Source organism: Lacticaseibacillus sp. 22, assembly GCF_055413445.1.
On the sequence record NZ_JBVAYD010000004.1, the window covers coordinates 1 to 22293 of the forward strand.

The window sequence follows — 22293 nt, forward strand, 5'->3', positions numbered from 1 at the left end:
GTATCAAGGGGAGTTTATCGATCCCTCAGCTTCTAAAATTCACCGAGGTATCTACTCATCGCGAGCAGATTTAAAACGGCTTTATGATCGGCTTGAACATCTTATGGTAGATGTGGTTGAGCCGCTGATGGTCATTGCTGCACATCAAGGTATTAAGGCACAAAGCGGGCTGGTAGAACAGGTTTGGAAAACAATTGCTCGTGGCCAAGCGCATGATAGTTCCGGCGGATGTAATTCCGATGTGACAAATCGTGATATTTACCAGCGTGGTAACAATGCGTTACAACTGGCAACGTCCTTACGCGATTATCTCTTACGCAAATTAGCAAGTAGTTCAGCGCCGTCACTCAATGTTTTCTTTTGGAATCCAACCATACAATCAGTTACTCGGACAGGTCAGATAACAGTTGCCACCCGTGATAAGTACTTTGCTCTTAAAGATGAGCACGGTCTGCCGGTTACTTATGAAGTATTGCGGCAAGTTCAAGTTGATGATGCGGTTTTGCGTCGTGACAAAACACAAGAAAAGCCGATGATTTACTACCAGACAACTATTGCAGTGCCATTAGTGATGAAAGCAATGGACTGGGTTGGATTTACATTAGAATCTGCACAACAAGCGGTTCCATTAAGGTCAGACAGTACAACCATTCGCAATGAGTACTACACACTGAGTTTTACGAACGGTGAGCTCAAATTGACGGACAATCGAACAGGGCAGTCTTTCGTCAACCCGATTCATTTTGATGATGGTGGCGATGAAGGCGACACGTATGATTACTCGCCAGCATATCAAGATTGGCTCATCAACTTAACACTTGAAGAGGCTGAAGTGACAGGCCATCAGGGAAAGTTAGTCAGTGAATTGAGTTTCAAAGGAGGCTGGCACCTACCAAAAGACCTTTCAGACCGCGCCGCAAAAAAAGCAAATGTCATCCTACCTTATACGCTTGAATTGAAATTGTTAGCAAATGATCCGGTTATTCATTTTAAACTAACGGTTGATAATAATATCCTTGATCATCGCCTACGACTGATTTTAACGACGCCAGTACATGCACAGTATAGTTTTGCCGACACGCCGTTTGGAGTTGCTAAACGTCCGGTCGTTGATCCACACCTGAATGACTGGCAAGCAATCGGTTATCATGAAGAACCCACTGGTTTGCGGCCAATGATTCATTTTGCAAATACCCACGATCCAATCACTAGCTGGACATTTCTTGGTCTTGGTGAGAAAGAATGCCAGCTTATTGGGCAACATTTTGAACAACTAGCTGTCACGATGTTTCGAGGTGTCGGTTATCTTGGCCGTCCGGATTTGAAACGCCGTCCGGGTGATGCCTCAGGTTTACAGACGCGGTACGTGCCAACACCTGATAGCCAGTTGTTGGGAAGGCAACAACTGGAGGGCGGTATTTGCCTTGATGAACAGTTCAATCCGGCTGAGATACAACAACGCGTGCAGGCTTTAGCGATAGGAGATTTAAGCTATCAAAAGCAGACACTTAATCGCTTTACAACACCGCTACAATATTTCCCGATAAATGCTAATCAGACTGCTTTAGAACACCAGCCGTCACTTCGGCTGAACACGCGTGACCTAGTTATATCCAGTGTAACTGCAACTTCAGACCAGGCTGGTTATCTCGTGCGGGTTTATAATCCCACATCAGATTCGTGTGAAGACCCCGGAGTATTTGAGTTTGCTTGGCTAGCCAGTGTTCGGCTACTAACCCTTAATCACGAAACCAAGGAAACTGTCGCAACCAGTGTCTCACACTATCAACTTACGCCATTCAAGGCTGGAGAAATACGTACATACGGTATTTACCCGCTTAATAATGACGTTGCAGCTTCGAAAGGATGATCATGACGATAGAAAAAGTAAAGTTGGCAACAGCATTAACTGATTTTGTTGATGCTCATCCATTAGCAGATTTGAATGCACAAAGAATGTTCCGGGCGCTGTTGCCAGACGCATTAATAAAAGCGACAAGTCTCCAACCCGATGGCACTTATTTTGTTGCAACGGGCGATATTCCGGCGATGTGGTTGCGGGATGCGACTTTTCAGGTATTACCTTATGTTCAGCTTGTCAAAGCTATCCCCGATCTGGAAGTCATTTTAAAAGGTGTGCTTCGCCGCGAACTAGACTTTATTCAACTGGATCCATACGCAAATGCCTTTAATGAAACGATCAGTGGCGCCCACTGGTGTGATGCGGATGAAACCAATATACAAGTTTCGCCGCAAGTTTGGGAGCGTAAGTTTGAGATTGATACCCTTTGTGCTCCTTTACTACTAGCGTTACGTCTGTTTGCGGAGACTGGTGATGCGACAATTTTTGATACCGATTTTTGGACAACTTTAGCGGTAATTGTCGATGTTTTTGAGCAGGAACAGCATCATGAACATTCACCATACTTTTTCCGCCGTCCCAATACAGCTAGTAACGACACATTGCCTCATCAAGGTTATGGCAGTCCCGTAGCGGTGACGGGGTTAATTTGGGATGGTTTTCGACCAAGTGATAATCGATGTGAACATGGCTATCACATTCCGGCTAACTTATTGGCCAAAACAGTTTTAACTTCATTATTACCTTATATTCCAGAGAATCGACAAGCACTAGCGATTCGCGTAAAGACGCTGGTGGCAGCTATAAGCCAAGGAATTACTGAATATGGTATTCAAACGTTGCCTAGTGGTGAACGGGGATTTGCTTACGAGGTTGATGGCCTTGGCCACGCTTGTTTCATGGATGATGCCAACGTGCCGAGTTTATTGAGCCTGCCTTTTTTGGGGGCGTTGAGTGCTGAAGATCCGCTTTATATAGCAACAAAGTCGTTTGTAACTAGTATGCAAAATCCATATTTCTATAAAGGCAGCGTGTTACAAGGAATTGGCAGCGAACATACACCACCGCGGTATGTTTGGCCGATCGCCGTAGCCATGGAAGGATTAGTAGCAACAGCAGATTCAATCAAACAAGACAAACTAGCATTAATAGCTGCAACTACTGGGGATACTGGGCAGTGTCATGAAGGTGTGCATCAAGATGATTCAAGGCAATATACGCGAACTTGGTTTTCGTGGGCAAACATGACTTTTTGTCAGCTGGCGCTTGATGTTATTCAGTGGCAGAAAAGGGAAGTGAAACCATGAGCCTAGCAGTGATTGATATTGGCGGAACGAGCATTAAGTTTGGACAATACGATTCGGTAACAGGCGTTTCATTTCGAACAAATGCATCGACTCCGAAGACATTGCCAGAATTTTACAAGCTGCTGCAAAAGAAGATCGTACAATTGCGTGCAGTAGGTGATATTACTGGCGTTGCCATTAGCAGTCCCGGTATGGTTGATCAAATTACTGGGATTATTCGCGGAGCCAGCGCAGTTCCGTACATTCATAATTTCCCGATTGTAGCAGAACTAAATAATCGTTTTGAATTACCGGTTGCCATTGAAAATGATGCTAATTGTGCAGCACTTGCGGAAGTACATGCTGGTGCAGCCCGGGATGTGCGAGATGCTGTTTTTATAGTGCTCGGTACGGGCGTTGGCGGCGCTGTTGTATTGAATCGCCAAGTTCGGCATGGTCAACATCTTTTGGGTGGCGAACTTGGATACATGTTACACGGTGAAGCTGACACTGTTAGTCATCTTGGTACAGTGGTAAACGCTGTGGCACGATACAACCGTATAAATGGGACAAAGTTAGATGGTAAAGGGTTATATGAATTAGCACAACACGGCAACGTCTCTGCAAAAAAAGCAATTCAAGATATGTTGGATGTTGTCGCAACCACGATTTTTAATTTGCAATATAGTCTTGATCCGGAGTGCTTCATCATTGGTGGCGGCGTGTCACAAAACCCAGCTTTACTGACAGATTTAGAGCAAGCACTTGATTCTGTCATGGCTCACGTTGGGATTGCACCATTACGACCGCAAATTCGAATTGCTAGCTTTCAGGCAGATGCCAATTTATACGGAGCAGCCATTAACTTCGAGCAATTTAGCCTGAGAAATGGTGATTAAGCAGAGACGCGGAGAAAGAAGGGGAGTTATCATCCAATTTAATGCTGATTTTGTCTGGGGAGCAGCTACAAGTGGTCCGCAGGCAGAAGGAACTTTTCATAAAAAACATGAAAACATTTTTGACTATCATTACCATACCCGCCCTCAGGATTTTCATCATAATGTTGGACCGGATGTAGCATCGAATTTTTATAACGATTATATTGCTGACCTGAAACTGTTAAAACGTGCTGGTGTTCAGGCATTACGGATTTCTATTCAGTGGACAAGATTGATTGACGACTTGGAAGAGGCGACTGTGGATCAGGCAGGTGCGGATTACTATCGGCGTGTGTTTGCAGAAATGCATGATCTTGGCATCACACCGTATGTTAATTTACATCATTTCGATTTACCGGTTGTGCTACAGCACCAATATGGCGGTTGGCAATCCAAACATGTTGTTGAACTTTATGCAAAATTTGCTGCACGCTGTTTTGAACTCTTTAGTGATCAAGTCACGCACTGGTTTACATTCAATGAGCCTAAAGTAATCGTTGATGGCCAATATTTATATCAATTTCACTATCCAAATATTGTTGATGGAAAGGCGGCAGTACAGGTGGCCTATAATCTGAACCTAGCTAGTGCTAAGGCCATTGCTGTATTTAGAAAGCTTAATCGTAATCCTAAGGGCACCATTGGCACCATTATTAATTTGACGCCTGTTTATCCTGCGTCACAAGCAGATAATGATCGGGCAGCTGCCCACTTTGCCGAGTTGTGGGCCAATGATCTTTATATGGAGCCAGCGATTCATGGTTATTTTCCTGAAGAACTTGTTGACCGACTTGAGCGGGATGGTGTTTTATGGGATGCAACACCAGATGAACTAGATATCATTTCGGCTAACCGCATTGATGTACTTGGCGTCAATTATTACCATCCTTTTCGCGTTCAAGCGCCAGCAATTGATCCTGAGAGCCTGCAGCCATGGTTGCCTGATATTTATTTTGATCATTACGAATTGCCAGGTAGAAAGATGAACTTGGATAAGGGGTGGGAGATTTATCCTGCTGCACTGTACGATATTGCGATGAATATAAAAGATCGCTATGACAATATACCTTGGTTTGTGGCGGAAAACGGCATTGGTGTGGCAGATGAAACTCGTTTCTTGAAAGATGGCGTCATACAAGACGACTACCGTATTCGATTTATGACTGAGCACCTTCAATTCTTGAATCGGGCAATTGCAAAAGGCGCTAATTGTCACGGTTACTTTTCGTGGACCGGCATTGATTGTTGGTCGTGGCTAAATGCATATAAAAATCGTTACGGTCTGATCCGCAATGATTTGCGCACCCAAACCAAATCACTTAAAAAATCGGGTTACTGGTTTCAAAAAGTTTCGTCAACCGGGCACGTGCCCGAGCTTGCAATGCAGTCGGGCAACAAAGGTAGATAGAAGAAAGGACTTTAATCATGGCAAAAAAAGATAAAACGATCATGCTAGTTTGCGCGGCGGGGATGTCTACAAGCATGTTGGTCAAGAAAATGGCAGATGCAGCGGAAAAAGCAGGCATTAACGTAGCGATATTTGCCGCATCGGCAGCAGATGCTCAAGATCGCTTGGCAGCTGATCATCCCGATGTTTTATTGTTAGGGCCACAAGTTCGCTATTTAGAAGGCGATTTTAAAAAGTCTTTGACGATTCCTGTTGCGGTCATTGATATGCAAGATTACGGGCTTATGAAAGGTGATCGCGTATTACAAACAGCGTTAGATTTAATGCCGTCATGACGGGAAAGTTTTAAGACAGCTGAGTCAATTGGGAGGTGAAAGTGTCATGGATGAAGCGCAACAACTTGTTGTTATGCAACTCATTATGGCGGGTGGTAACGCAAAAAGTTCTGCTATTGAGGCAATTAGGGCGGCAAAAGCTGCTGATTTTGAACAGGCTGCGGTCAAGCTTAAAGAAGCAGATCAATTTTTAGCGGAAGCGCATAATGCTCAGACCAGCATGCTGACTGATGAGGCAAATGGACACCATCAATCCGTGTCTTTATTGATGGTGCATGGTCAGGATCACGTCATGACGGCCATTACGTTTCGAGATCTAGCAGGTGAAGTGGTTGATCTGTACAAACGAATTGCCACCAAAAGCGAATAATTGGGTCAATCAGATTTGAAAATGCTCACAGACATTCTGTTTGTGGGTATTTTTTTTGCATTTTTCCAAAATTTAAAACTGATGAGCGCGGTCTTTGTGGCATGAAGCGTTCACCTTGTACATGTAAATTACTAACGGGGTGTACAAAAGCCGTCATGAAAGCGCCTCCACAAGTCGCGGATTGACACGTACAATTGATATTGAACCTGGAGGTGAGGGTTGAGTGAAGAAACGCAACTTGCAAATCCTTTCAGAAATTATTCGGCATCCTAATTTGAGAAGTGGTGATTTGGAGAAACAGTTTAAAATTACACGTCGGCAACTAACCTATGCTTTGGCACAGATCAATCAGGAGCTGGTTGACCGTCAATTGCCTAAAATTACCCGTACTCCTCGAGGTGAATTTGTGACACCAAGCGAAGTCGCCGAATTTTTCAATCTGCAAAACGGTGAAACAGCGGCGCCATATGTTTACCGCGAAGAAGATGAACGAGTGCTACTCATTTGCCTGTATTTACTCGTGAGTGATGAACAGTTGTCACTGGTGCATTTATATGATTTCAGTGGAGTTAGTCGAACCACCACTTCCGCTGATCTGAAAATAGTTGCACATTTTCTGGAGCGGCGGCAATTGGCGCTTAAGTATACGCGACAGGCTGGCTATTTCATTGCTGGATCCGAGCAGATCATCCGTAATTTGCTGAATTATCTAGTAACTCAGTTGCTGAAATATGATGATGGTCGTGGTTCAATCGAACAACTAAGTACAGTGCCACCTGAGCAAGTGATCCACTTTATTCACAAAATTGAAAGTGTTCGGCATGTCACCTATTCGGATGAATCGTTTAGCTTCTTGATGTTGGCGGTGTTGATGAATGTCACGCGTAATCTATCACAGCGGACAAGAGACAACCACTATTTTGTGCATCAGATCAATGACACCAAGGAATTTTCATTGCTTAAGCCGCTGATACCTAAAAAGTGGTTAGTCTGTGATTCCGATGCTGAATGGATTGTGATGTTGCTATTATCTGCGAACACGATTCGTGGCGAAGTTGGTGTAGCAGATACTGACTTGGTTGCGGCCATCCGAACAATGGTTTCCAAGTTTGAACAGCAGACGTTTATTAAAATTGATGACCAGAAAGATTTCGTAAACCGGTTACTTGCTCATTTGCGTCCGGCAATCTTCCGCGTTCGCTATGGTTTGCATCTGCACGACATTGGGATTGGTCAAGTGATGGCGGCTGATCCTCGACATCAATTTTTGGTCGACACGATCAATGCCATTGTTGCACCACTCGAGAAGCTAACCGGTAAGCCGATTCCGGAAGATGAGCGAAACCTGATCGCCTTTTACTTTGATGGTGAGTTGGAAAAGTCAGCTGATTTGCATGCCAATAAAGAACGCGCTGCGGTTGTTTGTACGAATGGCCTGATTGTTTCAAAGCTGATGATTCAGAACCTGCGTCGGCTATTTCCGGAAATCAGCTTTTTGTCTGCCACATCCGCTCGTGAATTTGAACATTTTTCAGGCGATTACGACTTGGTTTTCACAACCGTTCCCTTGAAGACTTCGGCGCGTCAATACATTATTCATCCGCTGTTAAGCGAGGATGAGCAAATGCAGCTGCGATATCGCGTCTTAAATGATATTGGCGTAAAGAATATTCAAACCGGAATAGCGGCGTTAACTGCGATTGTACGCAAACATGCCAAGATTACGGATTCTGAAGGATTGGATCAAGCATTGCGGCGGTTTCTGGCTGATCAAGGTGTTGAGACACTTCCAGAAACGCAGCAACCCCAACTGTCAGCCATGACTGCATCGAGTTTGATTCAAATTGGTCAAAGCGATGATTGGGAGACAGCATTGCGTCAAGCGATCCGCCCATTGGAACAATTGAAATACGTTACCGAGCCGTTTCGGCAAACGCTCATGAACGAAACGGTGGCACCGGATAATTATAGCTTTATTGGTACCGAGGTTGCCATTCCCCATACTGTTCCGGAAAACGGAGTTCTTCGTAACGGCTTTGCTTTTTACATTCTGAAGCATCCGGTGACGTATCCGAACGGTTTTCGCATTCGCATGATCGTACCGATTGCGGTTAAGAATACGGATCAGCACTTGCGAGCGATTCAGGAGTTATCGGAGCTCATTGCTGACGAGCCGGCACTAAAGCAATTACTAAAATCAAAAACGAATCAGCAAGCGTATGAAGTGTTGCAAGCGTATGAAGCAAGGTTACGCACGAGTTCATAAGCTTTGAGAAGCAAGGAAAATAATGTGAGTTTGGTTATCAAGACTAATGCACCGGCTCACGCTCAGGAGGAAGATTATGGAGTTATCAGAGTATCCGACTTTTACAGTTATTATGCGCGGTTATACGCCTGAACAGGCTGATGCCATTATGCAGGCGATGGCTGGGTTTGAAAATCAATTTGGTGTTGAAGTGACGATGAATACGCCGCATGCACTGGACATTATCGAAGAAGGTAATGCGCAGTACGGGGACCGAATCAAGATCGGCGCCGGGACGGTGACAACGCTGACCGAGGCTCAAGACGCTATAGCTAAAGGTGCGAAATTTATGCTAAGTCCAATTGAGTTTACGGACGACATTTTTGCCTATGCCAAACAGCATGGAGTCATCACCGTGCCGGCTGCTATGACACCGACTGAAGTTCATACGATGTTTGAAAAAGGTGCAGATATTGTCAAAGTCTTTCCGGCAACGACAGTCGGGTCAGGATTCTTTAAAGCTATTCAGGCACCACTTGGAAAATTACCACTGATGGCAGTTGGAGGGGTTTCGATCGACAATGCGAAAGACCTTTTGACCCATGGGACGAGCTATCTTGGTATCGGATCAAAGATGTTTAACGCTGAAGATCTTGCCAACCGAAATGTTGCCGGCTTGGCAGCATCGTTACAAGCCTTTGTCGATGTTAAAAATTCACTGTAGAAAGGGGCATTGATTTGTGGCTGTTGATTTAGTGCTTGATAAAAAATTATTGCTGCCCCATTTAGAGGCGACAGACAATCTCGATGCTCTGAGCCAAATAGCCGATAATTTGCTCGCTCAAGGTTACGTTAAGGAAGGTTACAAACAGGCAATTCTCGATCGTGAAGCCGCGTATCCAACCGGCTTACCTTCACCGAGACCGACTGTAGCAATTCCACACGCGAATTATCAACTAGTTAAGAAAACAACCATTTCGGTGGCCACCTTGGCACATCCTGTTAAGTTTCATGATATGGGTGATGTCAAGAATGTACTCGATGTGGATGTCATTATCATGATGGCTATCGGCGAGCCGCATGGGCAAGTTGAGATGTTACAAAAAATTGTGGATGTCATTCAGGATGACCAGTTGCGGCATGCGATTGCAGAGGCAACTGATGCTGATGCTTTATATCAGTTATTAATGAAGACTTTTAAGTAAAAAAATAAGGCGTTATATGACATGGAAAGCTGCGAGCAAGGTCTCACGCCATGTATACACTCGTTGGCTCGCGCTCATATAAAAATTAGGAGGAAAAGAATTATGGCTGCTCATATTTTAGTTGCATGTGGTAATGGTATTGCGACCTCAACGGTGGTTGCGTCTAAGATCAAAACGTTCTTGGCGGAAAAGGGAGTGGAGGTTGAAACCACTCAGACTAAGCTAATGGAAGTTCCTGGTAAGGTTGAGAACTATGACTTATTGGTGACGACTGGTCAGTTTGAAGGACAAACGCATGGCGTCCCTTATATTCATGGACTGCCTCTGCTGACTGGTGTGGGGGCGCAGGACGCGCTCGATAAAATTTATGAGGCTGTTAAGGATAAGTGAGCAGATGCGTCAACAAGGTCGAGTTTGTTTGACCGAATTGGAGGGATAACCATCTATGAATATCGTAATGAATGTCTTTAATTGGCTGATTGCTGCCGGTCCCACGGTGCTGTTGCCAGTTATTATCACCATTATCGGAATGATTTTTGGCTTGCGCATTGATAAAGCCTTCAAGTCCGGCTTAACCCTTGGCATTGGTTTTGCCGGGATCAAGTTAATCTTGGACTTCATGACGACCAACGTTGGGCCTGCCGCAAAAGCCATGGTTGAGCGTACTGGTGCACATCTGACAGCACTGGATGTCGGATGGGGCTCAATTGCTGCGGTGACCTGGGCATCACCGATTATCGCTATTTTGATTTTTGCCATTTTGGCAGTCAATATTGTGCTGCTGATTATCAAGCGGACACATACGCTTGATGTTGATATTTGGAATTATCATCACATGGCAATTGTCGGCGTCATGGTTTACTTTGTCACCAAGAACATCGCGCTTGGTGTTGGATCTTCAATTATGATGGCATTGGTGACATTTAAACTTGCTGATTGGTCGCAGCCAATGACGGAGAAGTTTTTCGGCATGCCAGGGGTTTCATTACCAACGGTGTCAGCTTTGTCATCATTAGTCATTGCCTGGCCGCTAAATTGGTTGCTCGATCGGATTCCATTCATGCGCCGGAACAAGTTTTCAATTCGTGATGCGCAGAAGTATCTGGGATTCTTTGGCGATTCAATGATTATGGGTTTGTTAATCGGGATGGCCATTGGCTTTTTTGCCGGATATGACTTGATGAAGATTATGCAATTAGGTGTTTCAATGGCGGCGGTTTTGGTCTTAATTCCGAAGATGACATCGCTGTTTATGGAAGGCTTGATGCCAATTTCGGATTCTGCACAAAAATGGTCTGAAAAGCGGTTTAAAGGCCGAAAGTTGTTCATCGGATTGGATGCCGCGGTTGTCGTTGGGAATGCTGATGTTATTACCACAGCGTTAATTATTATTCCATTGACCATCGTCATGGCATTAGTATTGCCGGGCAACCAAGTTCTGCCATTTGCCGATTTAGCGGTTGTACCATTTCGAGTAGCGTTGGTAGTAGCTTTGACGAATGGCAACTTGCTTAAGAACATCATCATTGGTTTGGTAGTAACAGCTTCACTTCTCTGGTGCGGGACATCAACGGCACCGGTATTAACCGAAATTGCTAAGTCTGTTGGGATCAAACTGGGTGCTAACTCGTTGTACATTTCATCATTTGCGGCAACTTCGATGATCCAAAGTTTTGCGGTTTACTTCGCATTTACTTGGCATCCGCTGATCTCAATTCCGGTACTTTTGGTTCTTTTTGCTGGCGTGTGGTACTTCTTCGATGGTATCAAACATGTGAATGCTGCCATGGATGCTCAGAATGAAAAAAGTGCCCAAGCTTAATGTCACCATTGTTAGTTGAGATGATCTTGAAGGGAGAATTTTCACATTGAAGATTTCAGATATCAAAGTTTATAAAGTAAAGCCACGTTGGATCTTTGTTAAAGTGCTGACAGATGAAGGCATTACTGGCTGGGGTGAAATGATTTCTGGCACCAAAACCGAAACAGTTGTCGCGGGTGCTTATGAGATGGGCAAGAAGCTAATTGGTCGTGATCCATTTGAAATTGAACGCTTGTGGCAAGAGATGCATCGTTCATTTTTCCGTGGCGGTCCGATTAATGGCACGATTATTTCTGGCCTAGAGATGGCACTGTGGGACATTAAAGGGAAAGCGTTGAATCTACCGGTCTACGAACTGCTCGGTGGAGCGGCACGCGATCGGATTCGAGTTTACTCGTGGATTGGTGGCGATCGTCCATCTGATGTAGCAGAACAGGCACAAGCGCGAGTAGACAAGGGTTTTACAGCTATTAAAATGAACGCGACTTCTGAACTGCACTATATTGACTCGTATAATAAGGTGCAAGCAGTAGTTGATAGGGTTGCCTCAATTCGCGATCAAGTTGGCGATCAACTGGAAATTGGGATTGATTTTCACGGCCGAGTTCATCGCCCAATGGCAAAAGTACTGGCACATGCTCTAGAGCCATACCACCCAATGTTTCTTGAAGAAGTCGTTTTGCCGGAAAACTGGGATTCATTTGATGATATTGCGCGTGAAGTTTCAATTCCGCTCGCAACAGGCGAACGTTTATACACCCGGTGGGACTTCAAAAATCTATTCCGTCAAGGCGCAATTGACATTGTCCAACCTGATGTTGCCTTGTGCGGCGGCATTTTAGAAACACGTAAAATTGCCGCGATGGCTGAAGCGTTTGACATGGCAGTCGCACCGCATGCACCTTATGGACCGGTGTCATTGGCGGCAACTTTGCAAGTAGATGCATGCACGCCAAACGTCTTTATTCAAGAGCAGAGCCTAGGTATTCACTACAATCGAGGCTTTGACTTACTGGACTTTGTGAAGAATAAGGAAATCTTCCAGTACAAAGATAGTTATGTTCAACTACCAAAAGGACCGGGACTCGGCATTGATATGGATGAAGACAAAATTAAAGAGGTGGCCCAAGAAGGTTTGGTTTGGAGCAATCCATCCTGGAAGAATTATGATGGCACTATTGCAGAGTGGTAGTCGTGCTTGGTTTGACGCCAATCTGAGGAGGCGTTTGAAATGGTAGATGTGATGACGACCGCGATGTTGCTTGGTGGCTTACTTTACCTGGAATTTCTGCAGCAGCGGCAACTCCAAATCAAAACCAAGTCATCAAAGATTAAGATCGGCGTAGCACTTGCCGCGGCCAGCTTGATCGTCACCTTGTTTTGGACGACAAGCACCATTGGCAATCTACGTCTGGTGATGGTGGCGCTCTTAGTTGCAAGCGTTGGCCTTTATCGTCAAGGCTTAGGCAAAACCAAGGTTATTACCTATGGATCGGTTGCGCACGCTAGCGATTATAGTCGCTATGATCGAGTGATTACCGAAACGATTAAACAAGGTACGATGGTGACATTTTGGTCTCAAAAAGGTGGAAGCTATTCATTGATATTTGATCAACCTGAGTCAGATATCCGTGCCTTTTTGACGCGGCGGTTACCGACAAATGTGATGCTATTGACAGGCGCAGCTTTTGCTAAACTGGAGCAAAATGATGCTCGAAATGAACGTGATCGTCAAGCTCAACTACTGGCGGCCATTCGCAATCGACGCCAGCGTAATCGGCTGCCATGGCAGAAGAGAACAGTAGGGACACGTACGGATCATCAAAATTAAACTTGAACGTATTGAAAAAGGATCGCACTGCTGCTTAGTGCGATCCTTTTTACATTCGGTCTAGTATTTAATAGTGATTCTACGCATTTTCGGTTTCACCACGACGTCGCCGCAACCCAAAGAAAATCGCGACATCACCAACGAGGGTTAATAGCAGCAAGAAACCAAACGCATGTTGCGAACCGATGGCAGTGTTGTGAGCAGAGGTTGAACCGGCTTGGGCCAGCGCCATGATGAGTGAGACGACTGCAGTACCAAGTGCACCGGCGAATTGTTGTAGGGTGTTGAAGATGGCATTGCCGTCAGTGGTTTGTTCTTGGTGTAACTGAGCTTGTCCGCTTGTCATAATGTTGCCCATTGAAAAACCGGTACCTAGCATGATGAAGGCATAGCCGATCAAGACGATGACCGGGGCTGCGGTTAAGGCTTCAAGGAGTAGCCAGACAATTCCGATGAGCTGTAAGCATAGTCCGATAAAGATAGGGCGTCCAGGACCTGATTTATCGTACAGTTTCCCACTCATGGGTGCCATGCATGCGCCCAGTGCCGCCCCAGGTAATAGGAGCAGGCCGGCAGTTAGGGAACTTGTGTGGTTAACGAGTTGCAAGTAGTTGGGTAAGACAAAGGCAAACCCGACATTGACGATTTGAATGATGAGGAAGGTCGTCATGTGCAGATCAAACGGAAGATTTTTAAATAACCGTAAATTAATTAGTGGTTCTTTAACATGCAGTGAGCGCATGGTGTAGGCGCCGAGGCTTAAAATTGCAATGACGGCAAAGATCAAGGCGCGTCCGGGTTGGTGCTCGATGCTATTAAGACCAAGAATCGCGGTCGCAAAGAAAATCGCAATGAATAACCAAGCCAAAAAGTCGAGATGAAGATGAACCGTTTCAGAGACTTGCTGGATGGAAAAGAGTCCCATAATCAAAGCGGCAATCATAACGAATAGCAGGAAAATAAAGATCAAATGCCAGTTAATGTCAACCAGCACGCCACCATAAGTCGGGCCTAAAGCCGGCGCAATGGCTGTTACCAACGTCCCGATGCCCATGAGAAAACCAATTTTTTCTAACGGCGCCTGTTCCAAAATAATGTTAAACATTAAGGGGAGTGCAATCCCTGTTCCGCAGCCTTGGATTAGCCGTCCCACGAGCAAGATTGCAAAACTGTTTGCAACGCTGCACAGTGCTAAGCCAAGGATGAAGAAGGCACTGGCGGTAAGAAAAAGCTGTTTAGTCGTGAAGCGTCGTTTTAAGAACCCGGAAATCGGGACGATGATTGCAACGATCAACAAATAGCCGGTTGTCAGCCATTGAATGGTTCCCGTATCGACATTAAACTGCCGCATTAAGGTCGGAAAAGTGACATTCATGGCAGTTTCAATGAGTACCCCGCAAAACGCCATCAGACCAGTGGCAAGAATCGAAAGGTATAATTTAGGTGTTACTTTTCTTGTCATAAAGACCTCCATCGTGTATAGTTCTATATCGAACTATAGCTACTATAGCGGTCTTATTTTCTGAAATCAAGGCTTAATTTTAATGTAAACGCTGACCTGAGATCTCATTGGAACTGAAAGGGGATAGACATCGTGACAGTATCGCTGGGTATTTTGGTTAAAAAATTAAACAATGACCTGCAACGTTATGCTGATCGTGAAGCTAAGCAATTGGGTCTAACACAGGTGCAAATGAGCATCATCGATTTTTTGGCACGGCAAGGAACCAAACGGCCGTTGTATCAGACGGATGTTGAACATGAATTCAACATCCAGAAATCTTCAGCAACGGCACTTTTGCAATTGATGGAGCGTAAGGAACTGATTGTTCGTGTGCCCTCCAAGCAAGATGGGCGGTATAAAGCGATTCAGCTAACGGAAAAATCTCAAAAAGTAGCGGCATATATTCGGCATTTCTTTGACCAAAATGATGCTTTTTTGCGCAACGCTTTGGGAGAAGATGCGGAAGTAGTCGTCAATGCGCTTGAGAAACTGCAAACAACGATGGCGGCTAAATTAGCAGATCATTGAGGGAACATCTTTGAAGTCAACAATTAGCGTCCATTAACGAATTCCCGGATCTGGTTGAGCGATTAAGCAGGTGATTCATCGGGACCGTAATAGTGTGGTCTTGACGTTGCAAATGTTTGATGTTTTAGCCAAGTTGTTAACTTAGGCGCTAGTTTATGGCTGAGATCTAATGCAGCCTGGATTTGTACTTTGCTGATGTGATCGATGTGCAATCCTGCTAAAATGGTGCAGCTTCCGGGCAGTAATGGTTGCAGCGCTTTGGCACTTGGAAGCGCAAGTAAATCATCTTTATGAAATCTGTTATCATGACTGGGGTAGCGGATTGTTTGAATGGGTTGATCTTTGGTTAACGTGAGAACATCGCCAATATGCGGGTGGTCGCCGCCAGTAATGGTAATGAGTAGGTCACGTCCGATCACAGTAACGGTGGCGATGAGAGTGACGTCAGATTGTGTCACGGTTGTCGTATAAGTCGGGACAGGGTAGTCGGACATTTTATAGCTTCCTTTCGGTGGTGAATAAGTTGAATTTTGAGGATTTAAAAATATTTGTAGCACTGTATGAGCTTAAGAGTTTTTCCAAAGCAGCGGTGGTTTTACATCTTAGTCAATCAGCCTTGTCTAAGCGTATTCAGCATATTGAGGCTATTCTGGGAAGTAAGTTGGTGGATACTAGCAATCATCGCCGCATGCTTGTCACGGAGGCTGGTGAACGGTTTTTCTTTCACGCCAGTAAGATCTTGCACCAAGTCGAGCTCATGAACACGGATTTAAATAGTTTGAAGTCCTTGAGCAACGGTGTTTTAACGATCGGTGCCGTTCCAATTCTTGGTCAGTTTGGCATCAGTCGATTAATAAACGATTTTGCCGCTCAATTTCCGAAGCTGGCACTTCATGTGGTCGAACAGGAAGGCATTAGCATCCTCAAGCAGCTTTTGACCGGTGATTTAGATATGGCATTGCTACGTGATACACAAGCAGAGGTCTTATCGACGCGGGAATATGTCAAACTTGATCTGGCTAAAGATGAGTTGCAAGTTATTCTCGCTAAGACCAATCCATTAGCAAAACGTCCATCATTGTCTGCAAACGATTTAGCCGCCATAACGATTGTCAGCTTGCTAAGCGGCTCTGGTGTCTTTGAGCCAATGCAGGCGTTTTTTGCGGATCGTCATATCGCACCCAAAATCATCTTTAGCAGTCCGCATATCGAGACACTTTTGGGGATGGTCGAAGGCAGCCGCCACGTTACCTTTTTGTTCCGTCAATCTTACCAGCCGTTTGCCAATTCGAACTTTGTTGCTAAGTCATTGACGCCGAATATTTGTAGTCATTTGCAACTGGTTTATCGCCGCACTAGCAATCCGGCAATTCTTAAATTTGCTGACTACTTGAGCCAGCAAGTTATCGCCGAAAAAGGTTAATGGTTACCGCGATTGCAAAATCCCAAGACGATATTTCGAATGTTGTGTAGCCGTCAGGATTTTAACGATACAGCAGTAGCCCCTAAAGAAAAATCATTTAGGAGCTACTTTGCATTGATATTGACTTTTAACAAGGGTATCGCTGTTATAAAAGTCCAGTCAGCTGGAACCAAAAGACTTCTACCAGCGCAACAATAAACATGACGGCAGTTAGCGGAATACCTAACTTCATGACATCTTTTTGCGTATAACCACCGCCAGTTTCTGAATCGGAACCGACAAGAATAGCCAGGTTATGAAACGATAAGATGTAGTGCAAATTAACCACTGAAAAGACGATTAATGAAATTGCCAACGGATTAACCCCAAGTGACGAGGTTGCCGCGATAATGGCAGGGATTGTAATACCCATGACGGCAATAACCGAACCCATGAACATGTGAATGATCATTGCAAAAACGGTAATGACCAGTGCCAGTAAGTAGAGATTATGTGGTAAGGCTGATGGCAGAATCGTTTGGGCAATCCATTTATTCATGCCCGTAAAATCACCCACTTGGCCAATTGCAATTGCCGAAGTCAGGAAGACCAAAACGTTGACGGGAACACCTGACCATGATTTCGCCGTCAAGACCTCACCGATAACCGGCAGACTCATCAGCAAGGCGACAATCAAAGTTAACCAGCCAACGTCAATGCCAGTGATGCCACTGGTTAACCATAAACCGATGGCAATGACAAGCCAGACGATCACTCGAATTTCTTTATGCGTCATTGCCCCTTGATCGGCCTGCTTGGCTTTCAGAACATTAAGGTCAATCGTGACTTTTTTGGTTGGTTTGAAGAGGAAAAGAAAGAGCAGCATCGTGTTGATCGCGGCAATGATCATCGGAACCCCCATGTAAATAAAATATTGGACAAAGTTGACGCTTTTGCCAGAATCAGCAATTGCTAAGGGGTTGAGCGATGTATCCCCGGTTAGAAAAGCACCGGAAAGAGGACAGGAAGCGGCAAAAACGGCTAGTCCAAGTTTAGCCCGATCCTGTTGTGGCATTTTGGCGCTGGTTGCGACCACATCCATCACGGACATGATCAAGAAGGCACGTGGCCAGGGATGCGGAATCAGTAAAGCAAGTATGAAGGTTAAGGCAAAGATTGAGACGATAATACCGGTCCAACTGCGAACAAATTTGATAATGAAAGCATAGGCAATACGTTCACCTAGGCCAGATTCGCGGACAGCACCGGCAATTAAATAAGCGCCCATCACTAACCACATAATTGACTTGGTCCACGATCCCGCAAATACCTGTGTCGGGGTTGCAACATTCGTCAAGATCAGCAGCATCAGATAAATACCGCCAATATAAGCCGGCTGTGCAATCTGGAATGCCCACCAAACAACGGTCATTAAACTCAAAGCAAGATCCATTTGCGCTTTTTCATTGATGCCGCTCAGTGGGGCCAGGTAAACAATGAGGCCCACCGCAATGCCGATGAGAAAACCGATACTCTGTTTATTGAGAACTTTTTTCATCTTAACGACGCTCCATTCCAGCGACTAGCGGTTTCGGTTTTAATATGCAAGGCGTCTAATAGTTTCATGGTGTGATGCTCAATTAAATCCTGGATGGTTTGGGGATGCTGATAGAAAGCCGGAATAGGCGGAATGATTTGAACGCCAATGTGGGCTAGTTTAGCGAGGTTATCCAGATGAATTGGACTAAGCGGTGTTTCCCGCGGCACAATAATCAATTGCCGCTGTTCTTTAATCGTGACATCGGCTGCTCGTCCAATGAGATTATCATCAAAGCCCATCGCAATGCCCGCAATGGTTTTCATACTTGCTGGGACAATGACCATTGCATCGGTTAAAAAACTGCCGCTTGCAATGGTTGCCCCTTGGTTTTGAACAGGATAAACATAATCCGCCAAAGCTTCGAGTTCGCTTTGTTTCATGTCGGTCTCAAGTGATAGGTTTTGCTTTGCCCAAGCACTCATCACCAAATGAACTTCGACATCAGGCAGGCGATGTAAATGCTGGAGCAGGTTAACAGCGTAAATAGTTCCGGATGCCCCGGTAATCCCTACGATAATACGTTTCAATTCAATCACCTATTTCAAATATTTTTGCCAGTCGGAAACTTTTTTAAAGGCTGCTCGTTTGAATTGATCGCGCATATCAAATGGTACGGTACCATCAATGACCGTCTTCGAACTCATTCCGCGTACCCGAATAGACTTGGGATCATATTGCGGTCGTTCTGACGGATCAAGCGGATGGTTGCGCATGCCAGGTAATACCATGATGTCCTGATCACCTTGAAAACGCGTGTTCATTGTCCAGACGACATCATTCATGTCAAAAATATCGACATCATCATCGACCAGCCAAACAGTTTTTAATTCTTTGAATGCCGAAAAGGCGAGTAATGCAGCTTGACGTTGAATCCCTTCATCAGCTGGATTATCTTTGTGAATTTGCATGATGGTCATGAGTTTGCCGCCACCAGCTGGGGGATTGTACACATTTTTGACCTTGCCGGGGATGGCACGATCAACAAGTTGCAAAATGCTGGCTTCGGTTGGAATACCGGCCATGGAGACATGTTCTTCACTAGGCCCGATGACACTTTGCATAATGGGATGGTCGCGCCGATGGGTTACAGCCGTGACTTTAATTACCTGCAAAGCCGGATTGGCATCACCGTCATAGCCGGGAAACTCTGGCATGGCTTTGCCGGTATGGGTATTGATATCTTCTTGGATACGCGTGTTAGGCATGATATAGCCTTCCAGTGTAAATTCTGAACGCGCAATGGCCTTTTCATCGACGGTCACAGCCTGAACCAGTTGCACGGGTTCTTGGCGAATGGCTCCGGCAACCCCTAGTTCATCGTAGCCAAGCGGCGTGGTAGGCGGTTCAAAAGTGGCACCAATGGTAATGGCCGGATCCAAGCCGATGTTGATGGTCACCGGCATCGGCTTATTGGCTTTTTCATATTCTTCAGCAAAATGACCAATGTGGCGACCACCGGGCATGATATAAATACCAAGCGTATCCTTATCTTCCAAAACCATGCGATGAATCGTCACATCAGTCATTGTTTTGGCCATATTGGAACCCAAAACTACGCCGCAAGTGATGTATGGGCCGGCATCTTGTGGCGTATTGGTTGGTGCTGCAACGAGTTTTCTAATATCAAAGTCCGGGTCACTCGCCTTGGCAACGACTTCATGCGCAGGCGCTGCCGATTCTTCGACTGTAACGGGTTGAACAGGATTTAAAACCGCTTTGTTCAAGAATCGACCAAGCGTGTGATAGTCTTGGTGAAACATCTTGCCAACCCGCTTGCGACTAGCCATTAAACCGATCAAAACCCTTGTCGTTGGGAAGCCGACAACGTTGTTAAACATCATTGCCGGACCTTCCTGTGTCGGACGTTCGACCGTCCCACCGGCACCGATGTAACGATAAACGCCAGCAAGCTCTGCATCGGGATCGACTTGCACATCTGTTTCATGATATTGCTGCGGATCCTGTTTTAGTTCATCCAATACTTTTCTTAAGTCCCAAGGTGATGCTGTCATATTAATCACTCCTAAAGGCCGGAACAGCGAACCAGCCGAATTGATTTCAAAATATAGGCTAGTCTGGCTTGGAAACCTTTTCAATTCGAGTTTTGAATGCTGTTATGCCTGAATGGAATAAGAAGAAGGCAATGACATATTTTTAATAGCTGTGGTCGTTAATGACTGCTGACTTGTAAATAGTCAATATATGTAACTTGAGGCTGGTCGAAATGAATGAGTTGATGTATGGAAGAAGTTAAAAACGAGAATACTGTTTTTCGGCTTTCTCTCTCCAAGGAACAGTAAAACCCGCATGGCTAGCCATGCGGGTTTCCAAACAATAGTTAAAATATGTGACTACTTACCGATGATACCGAATGCACCAAGAACGATACCGAGGATCAAGACTAAAACGATGAGTCGTGTTGAGTTCATTTTTTTCTTTCCAAGTAACCAATAACATAAAGCAACTAAAGCGACCGGAACTAGGGAAGGCATGATTTGATTTAAAACTGTTTGGGCTTTTAAAACGACTTTTCCGGTTTTGAAAACGAGGGGGACGTTTGCGGATACAACTGTAGGGATTAGAGCACCTACAACGGTTACGCCGAGTAAAATTGCAGCGTCGGTGATACGATTAAGCTTGTCTCCTGCAGCATAAATGAGCTTTTCGCCTTGTGAGTAGCCGAGCGGCAGTAAAAAGAATCGCAATATCAAAATTGCAAAGTTGACTAACAGCCATAAAATTGCACCGGTTGGATTGCCTTTGAGGCCCATGTAAGCACCAATGGATCCAAAGATTGTTGGCAAAATGACACCGACAATCGTATCGCCGACGCCTGCAAATGGGCCCATAAGTCCTGTTTTGAGGCCGGCTACAGTGTCTTCGGCTTTGCGCCCCTTTTTTTCCTCAATTGCCATATCCATCCCGACAATGAAGCCGCCAACGTAGGCGTTAGTATTGAAAAATTGATTATGCATCTTCATCATTTCGATGAGGTCTTGATCATTTTTGTATAACTTTTTCAGGGTTGGCAACATGGTGTAGAGATAACCAGTTGACATCATGCGTTCATAATTCCAACAAATCTGGCTGCTCCATAGCCAGCGCCAGTTTGCCCGAAAGAGGTCGTGCTTGGTAAGTTTTTCGGGAAGTTCAGTCTTCGTATTCGCCGATGGCATTTTCAAAACCTCCTTTGTGTGCTTCTGAATGATCGTGGTCATTGTTGGAAGAATGGTTGCTTTGTTTGTAGTAAATGATTGCCAGTGCTAGTCCTAACAGGGCGACTCCAAGCATCGGAATCTTAAGATAGGCCGCTGCAAGAAATCCGATGATGAGATATGAGAGGAAGCGTTTGGTTGGTAAGAATCGTAAGAGAATCGCAATGCCGACAACCGGGAGAATGCCGCCCGCAGCAGTTAGTCCTTTAGAAAGCCATGCTGGCATCGCATTGACGACCTTTTGAACGACACTATTGCCGACAAGTAGCATGATGAAAACGGGGATGGCACGAGATAGCCCCCAAGGGAAGACTCCATAAACAATATTTCGTGCAACGTGTTTGGTATCGCCTTTTTCGATGTAACGGTCAACGCGGTGTAAGAAGAACGTATTGGTAAAACGGGCAAGAACGTCTAGCTGCACCATGAGTAAACCCACTGGAACAGCCAGCCCGATTGCAAAGTTAATACCTTTTCCAGAAATGACGGCATAAGCGGTACCGATAATAGCACCAGTCATAAAGTCTGGCATACTGGCACCACCATATGTACCAACGCCAAGAACCATTAATTGCAAGGTTGCCCCCACAACCAGCCCAGTTTTCACATCTCCCATGATGATGCCGGCAACGAAACCATAGAGCAGCGGATAATTAGTTAGGATCCCGACTGTTATTTGGTCAATGATCATCCAAAAAGCAAGCAACGTTAGCAACAGAATTTGCCACCATGCAATTGCCATA

22 protein-coding genes are annotated in these 22293 nt (G+C 45.1%); 15 read left to right on the forward strand and 7 right to left on the reverse strand.

Features of this window, described 5'->3' with window-relative positions; translation table 11 throughout:
* The 13 genes from ACWP87_RS03065 to ACWP87_RS03125 form a co-directional block, all read left to right on the forward strand.
* On the forward strand, window positions 1-1870 hold a 1870-nt coding region (locus ACWP87_RS03065; RefSeq protein WP_029944000.1), incomplete at its 5' end, for a glycoside hydrolase family 38 C-terminal domain-containing protein.
* Window positions 1871-1872: 2 nt separating this feature from the next.
* Window positions 1873-3168: a glycoside hydrolase family 125 protein gene (locus ACWP87_RS03070; protein WP_014570157.1), complete on the forward strand. Its 1296-nt coding sequence runs from the start codon at window positions 1873-1875 to the stop codon at window positions 3166-3168.
* Window positions 3165-4046 carry an ROK family protein gene (locus ACWP87_RS03075; RefSeq protein WP_005686547.1) on the forward strand — a complete coding sequence of 294 codons (882 nt, stop codon included), beginning with the start codon at window positions 3165-3167 and terminating at the stop codon, window positions 4044-4046. The genes ACWP87_RS03070 and ACWP87_RS03075 overlap by 4 nt, the downstream gene beginning before the upstream one ends.
* Complete coding sequence (locus ACWP87_RS03080) at window positions 4036-5493, forward strand: glycoside hydrolase family 1 protein (RefSeq protein ID WP_005686545.1); 1458 nt, start codon at window positions 4036-4038, stop codon at window positions 5491-5493. The genes ACWP87_RS03075 and ACWP87_RS03080 overlap by 11 nt, the downstream gene beginning before the upstream one ends.
* A 17-nt stretch (window positions 5494-5510) precedes the next feature.
* Window positions 5511-5828: a PTS sugar transporter subunit IIB gene (locus tag ACWP87_RS03085; RefSeq protein WP_005686543.1), complete on the forward strand. Its 318-nt coding sequence runs from the start codon at window positions 5511-5513 to the stop codon at window positions 5826-5828.
* A 46-nt stretch (window positions 5829-5874) separates the two neighbouring features.
* On the forward strand, window positions 5875-6198 hold the full coding sequence (locus ACWP87_RS03090; RefSeq protein WP_005686541.1) for a PTS lactose/cellobiose transporter subunit IIA: 324 nt from the start codon (window positions 5875-5877) through the stop codon (window positions 6196-6198).
* Window positions 6199-6421: 223 nt separating this feature from the next.
* Window positions 6422-8464 (forward strand): BglG family transcription antiterminator, encoded by a 2043-nt coding sequence (locus tag ACWP87_RS03095; RefSeq protein ID WP_005686537.1) that lies wholly within the window; start codon window positions 6422-6424, stop codon window positions 8462-8464.
* A 76-nt stretch (window positions 8465-8540) separates the two neighbouring features.
* Entirely contained in the window at window positions 8541-9167 is a 627-nt protein-coding gene (locus ACWP87_RS03100) for a bifunctional 4-hydroxy-2-oxoglutarate aldolase/2-dehydro-3-deoxy-phosphogluconate aldolase (RefSeq protein WP_005686535.1), read from the forward strand.
* A 16-nt stretch (window positions 9168-9183) separates the two neighbouring features.
* A complete protein-coding gene (locus tag ACWP87_RS03105) occupies window positions 9184-9648 on the forward strand; it encodes a PTS sugar transporter subunit IIA (RefSeq protein ID WP_005686532.1) in 465 nt (154 codons plus the stop codon).
* A 102-nt stretch (window positions 9649-9750) separates the two neighbouring features.
* Entirely contained in the window at window positions 9751-10038 is a 288-nt protein-coding gene (locus ACWP87_RS03110; protein WP_005686530.1) for a PTS sugar transporter subunit IIB, read from the forward strand.
* Between the two features lie 55 nt (window positions 10039-10093).
* Entirely contained in the window at window positions 10094-11470 is a 1377-nt protein-coding gene (locus ACWP87_RS03115; RefSeq protein ID WP_005686529.1) for a PTS galactitol transporter subunit IIC, read from the forward strand.
* A gap of 46 nt (window positions 11471-11516) precedes the next feature.
* Window positions 11517-12662 carry a galactonate dehydratase gene (dgoD, locus tag ACWP87_RS03120; RefSeq protein ID WP_014570156.1) on the forward strand — a complete coding sequence of 382 codons (1146 nt, stop codon included), beginning with the start codon at window positions 11517-11519 and terminating at the stop codon, window positions 12660-12662.
* Between the two features lie 39 nt (window positions 12663-12701).
* Window positions 12702-13301 (forward strand): hypothetical protein, encoded by a 600-nt coding sequence (locus ACWP87_RS03125; protein WP_005717715.1) that lies wholly within the window; start codon window positions 12702-12704, stop codon window positions 13299-13301.
* 79 nt (window positions 13302-13380) lie between these two features.
* Here the strand turns inward: ACWP87_RS03125 and ACWP87_RS03130 are convergent, their stop codons facing one another.
* Window positions 13381-14763: a DHA2 family efflux MFS transporter permease subunit gene (locus ACWP87_RS03130; protein WP_005686523.1), complete on the reverse strand. Its 1383-nt coding sequence runs from the start codon at window positions 14761-14763 to the stop codon at window positions 13381-13383.
* Window positions 14764-14895: 132 nt separating this feature from the next.
* Between ACWP87_RS03130 and ACWP87_RS03135 the strand changes: the two genes are divergently transcribed.
* Window positions 14896-15333 carry a MarR family winged helix-turn-helix transcriptional regulator gene (locus ACWP87_RS03135; RefSeq protein ID WP_005686521.1) on the forward strand — a complete coding sequence of 146 codons (438 nt, stop codon included), beginning with the start codon at window positions 14896-14898 and terminating at the stop codon, window positions 15331-15333.
* 62 nt (window positions 15334-15395) lie between these two features.
* Here ACWP87_RS03135 and lpdD read toward each other — a convergent pair whose 3' ends face one another.
* On the reverse strand, window positions 15396-15827 hold the full coding sequence (lpdD, locus tag ACWP87_RS03140) for a prenylated flavin chaperone LpdD (RefSeq protein WP_005686519.1): 432 nt from the start codon (window positions 15825-15827) through the stop codon (window positions 15396-15398).
* 29 nt (window positions 15828-15856) lie between these two features.
* On the opposite strand from lpdD, the gene ACWP87_RS03145 reads away from it, so the two are divergent.
* Window positions 15857-16756 (forward strand): LysR family transcriptional regulator, encoded by a 900-nt coding sequence (locus ACWP87_RS03145; RefSeq protein WP_005686517.1) that lies wholly within the window; start codon window positions 15857-15859, stop codon window positions 16754-16756.
* Window positions 16757-16901: 145 nt separating this feature from the next.
* Here ACWP87_RS03145 and ACWP87_RS03150 read toward each other — a convergent pair whose 3' ends face one another.
* The 5 genes from ACWP87_RS03150 to ACWP87_RS03170 form a co-directional block, all read right to left on the reverse strand.
* Window positions 16902-18293 (reverse strand): SLC13 family permease, encoded by a 1392-nt coding sequence (locus ACWP87_RS03150; RefSeq protein WP_014570155.1) that lies wholly within the window; start codon window positions 18291-18293, stop codon window positions 16902-16904.
* Entirely contained in the window at window positions 18290-18862 is a 573-nt protein-coding gene (locus ACWP87_RS03155; RefSeq protein ID WP_005686513.1) for a UbiX family flavin prenyltransferase, read from the reverse strand. The genes ACWP87_RS03150 and ACWP87_RS03155 overlap by 4 nt, the downstream gene beginning before the upstream one ends.
* Window positions 18863-18871: 9 nt before the next feature.
* The gene (locus ACWP87_RS03160) at window positions 18872-20347 is read right to left on the reverse strand and encodes a UbiD family decarboxylase (RefSeq protein WP_005686511.1); all 1476 of its coding nucleotides are present in this window, start codon (window positions 20345-20347) and stop codon (window positions 18872-18874) included.
* Window positions 20348-20686: 339 nt separating this feature from the next.
* Window positions 20687-21511: a PTS system mannose/fructose/sorbose family transporter subunit IID gene (locus ACWP87_RS03165; RefSeq protein WP_005686509.1), complete on the reverse strand. Its 825-nt coding sequence runs from the start codon at window positions 21509-21511 to the stop codon at window positions 20687-20689.
* Window positions 21486-22292 (reverse strand): PTS mannose/fructose/sorbose/N-acetylgalactosamine transporter subunit IIC, encoded by an 807-nt coding sequence (locus ACWP87_RS03170; RefSeq protein WP_005686507.1) that lies wholly within the window; start codon window positions 22290-22292, stop codon window positions 21486-21488. The genes ACWP87_RS03165 and ACWP87_RS03170 overlap by 26 nt, the downstream gene beginning before the upstream one ends.
* Between the last annotated feature and the right edge of the window lies 1 nt (window position 22293).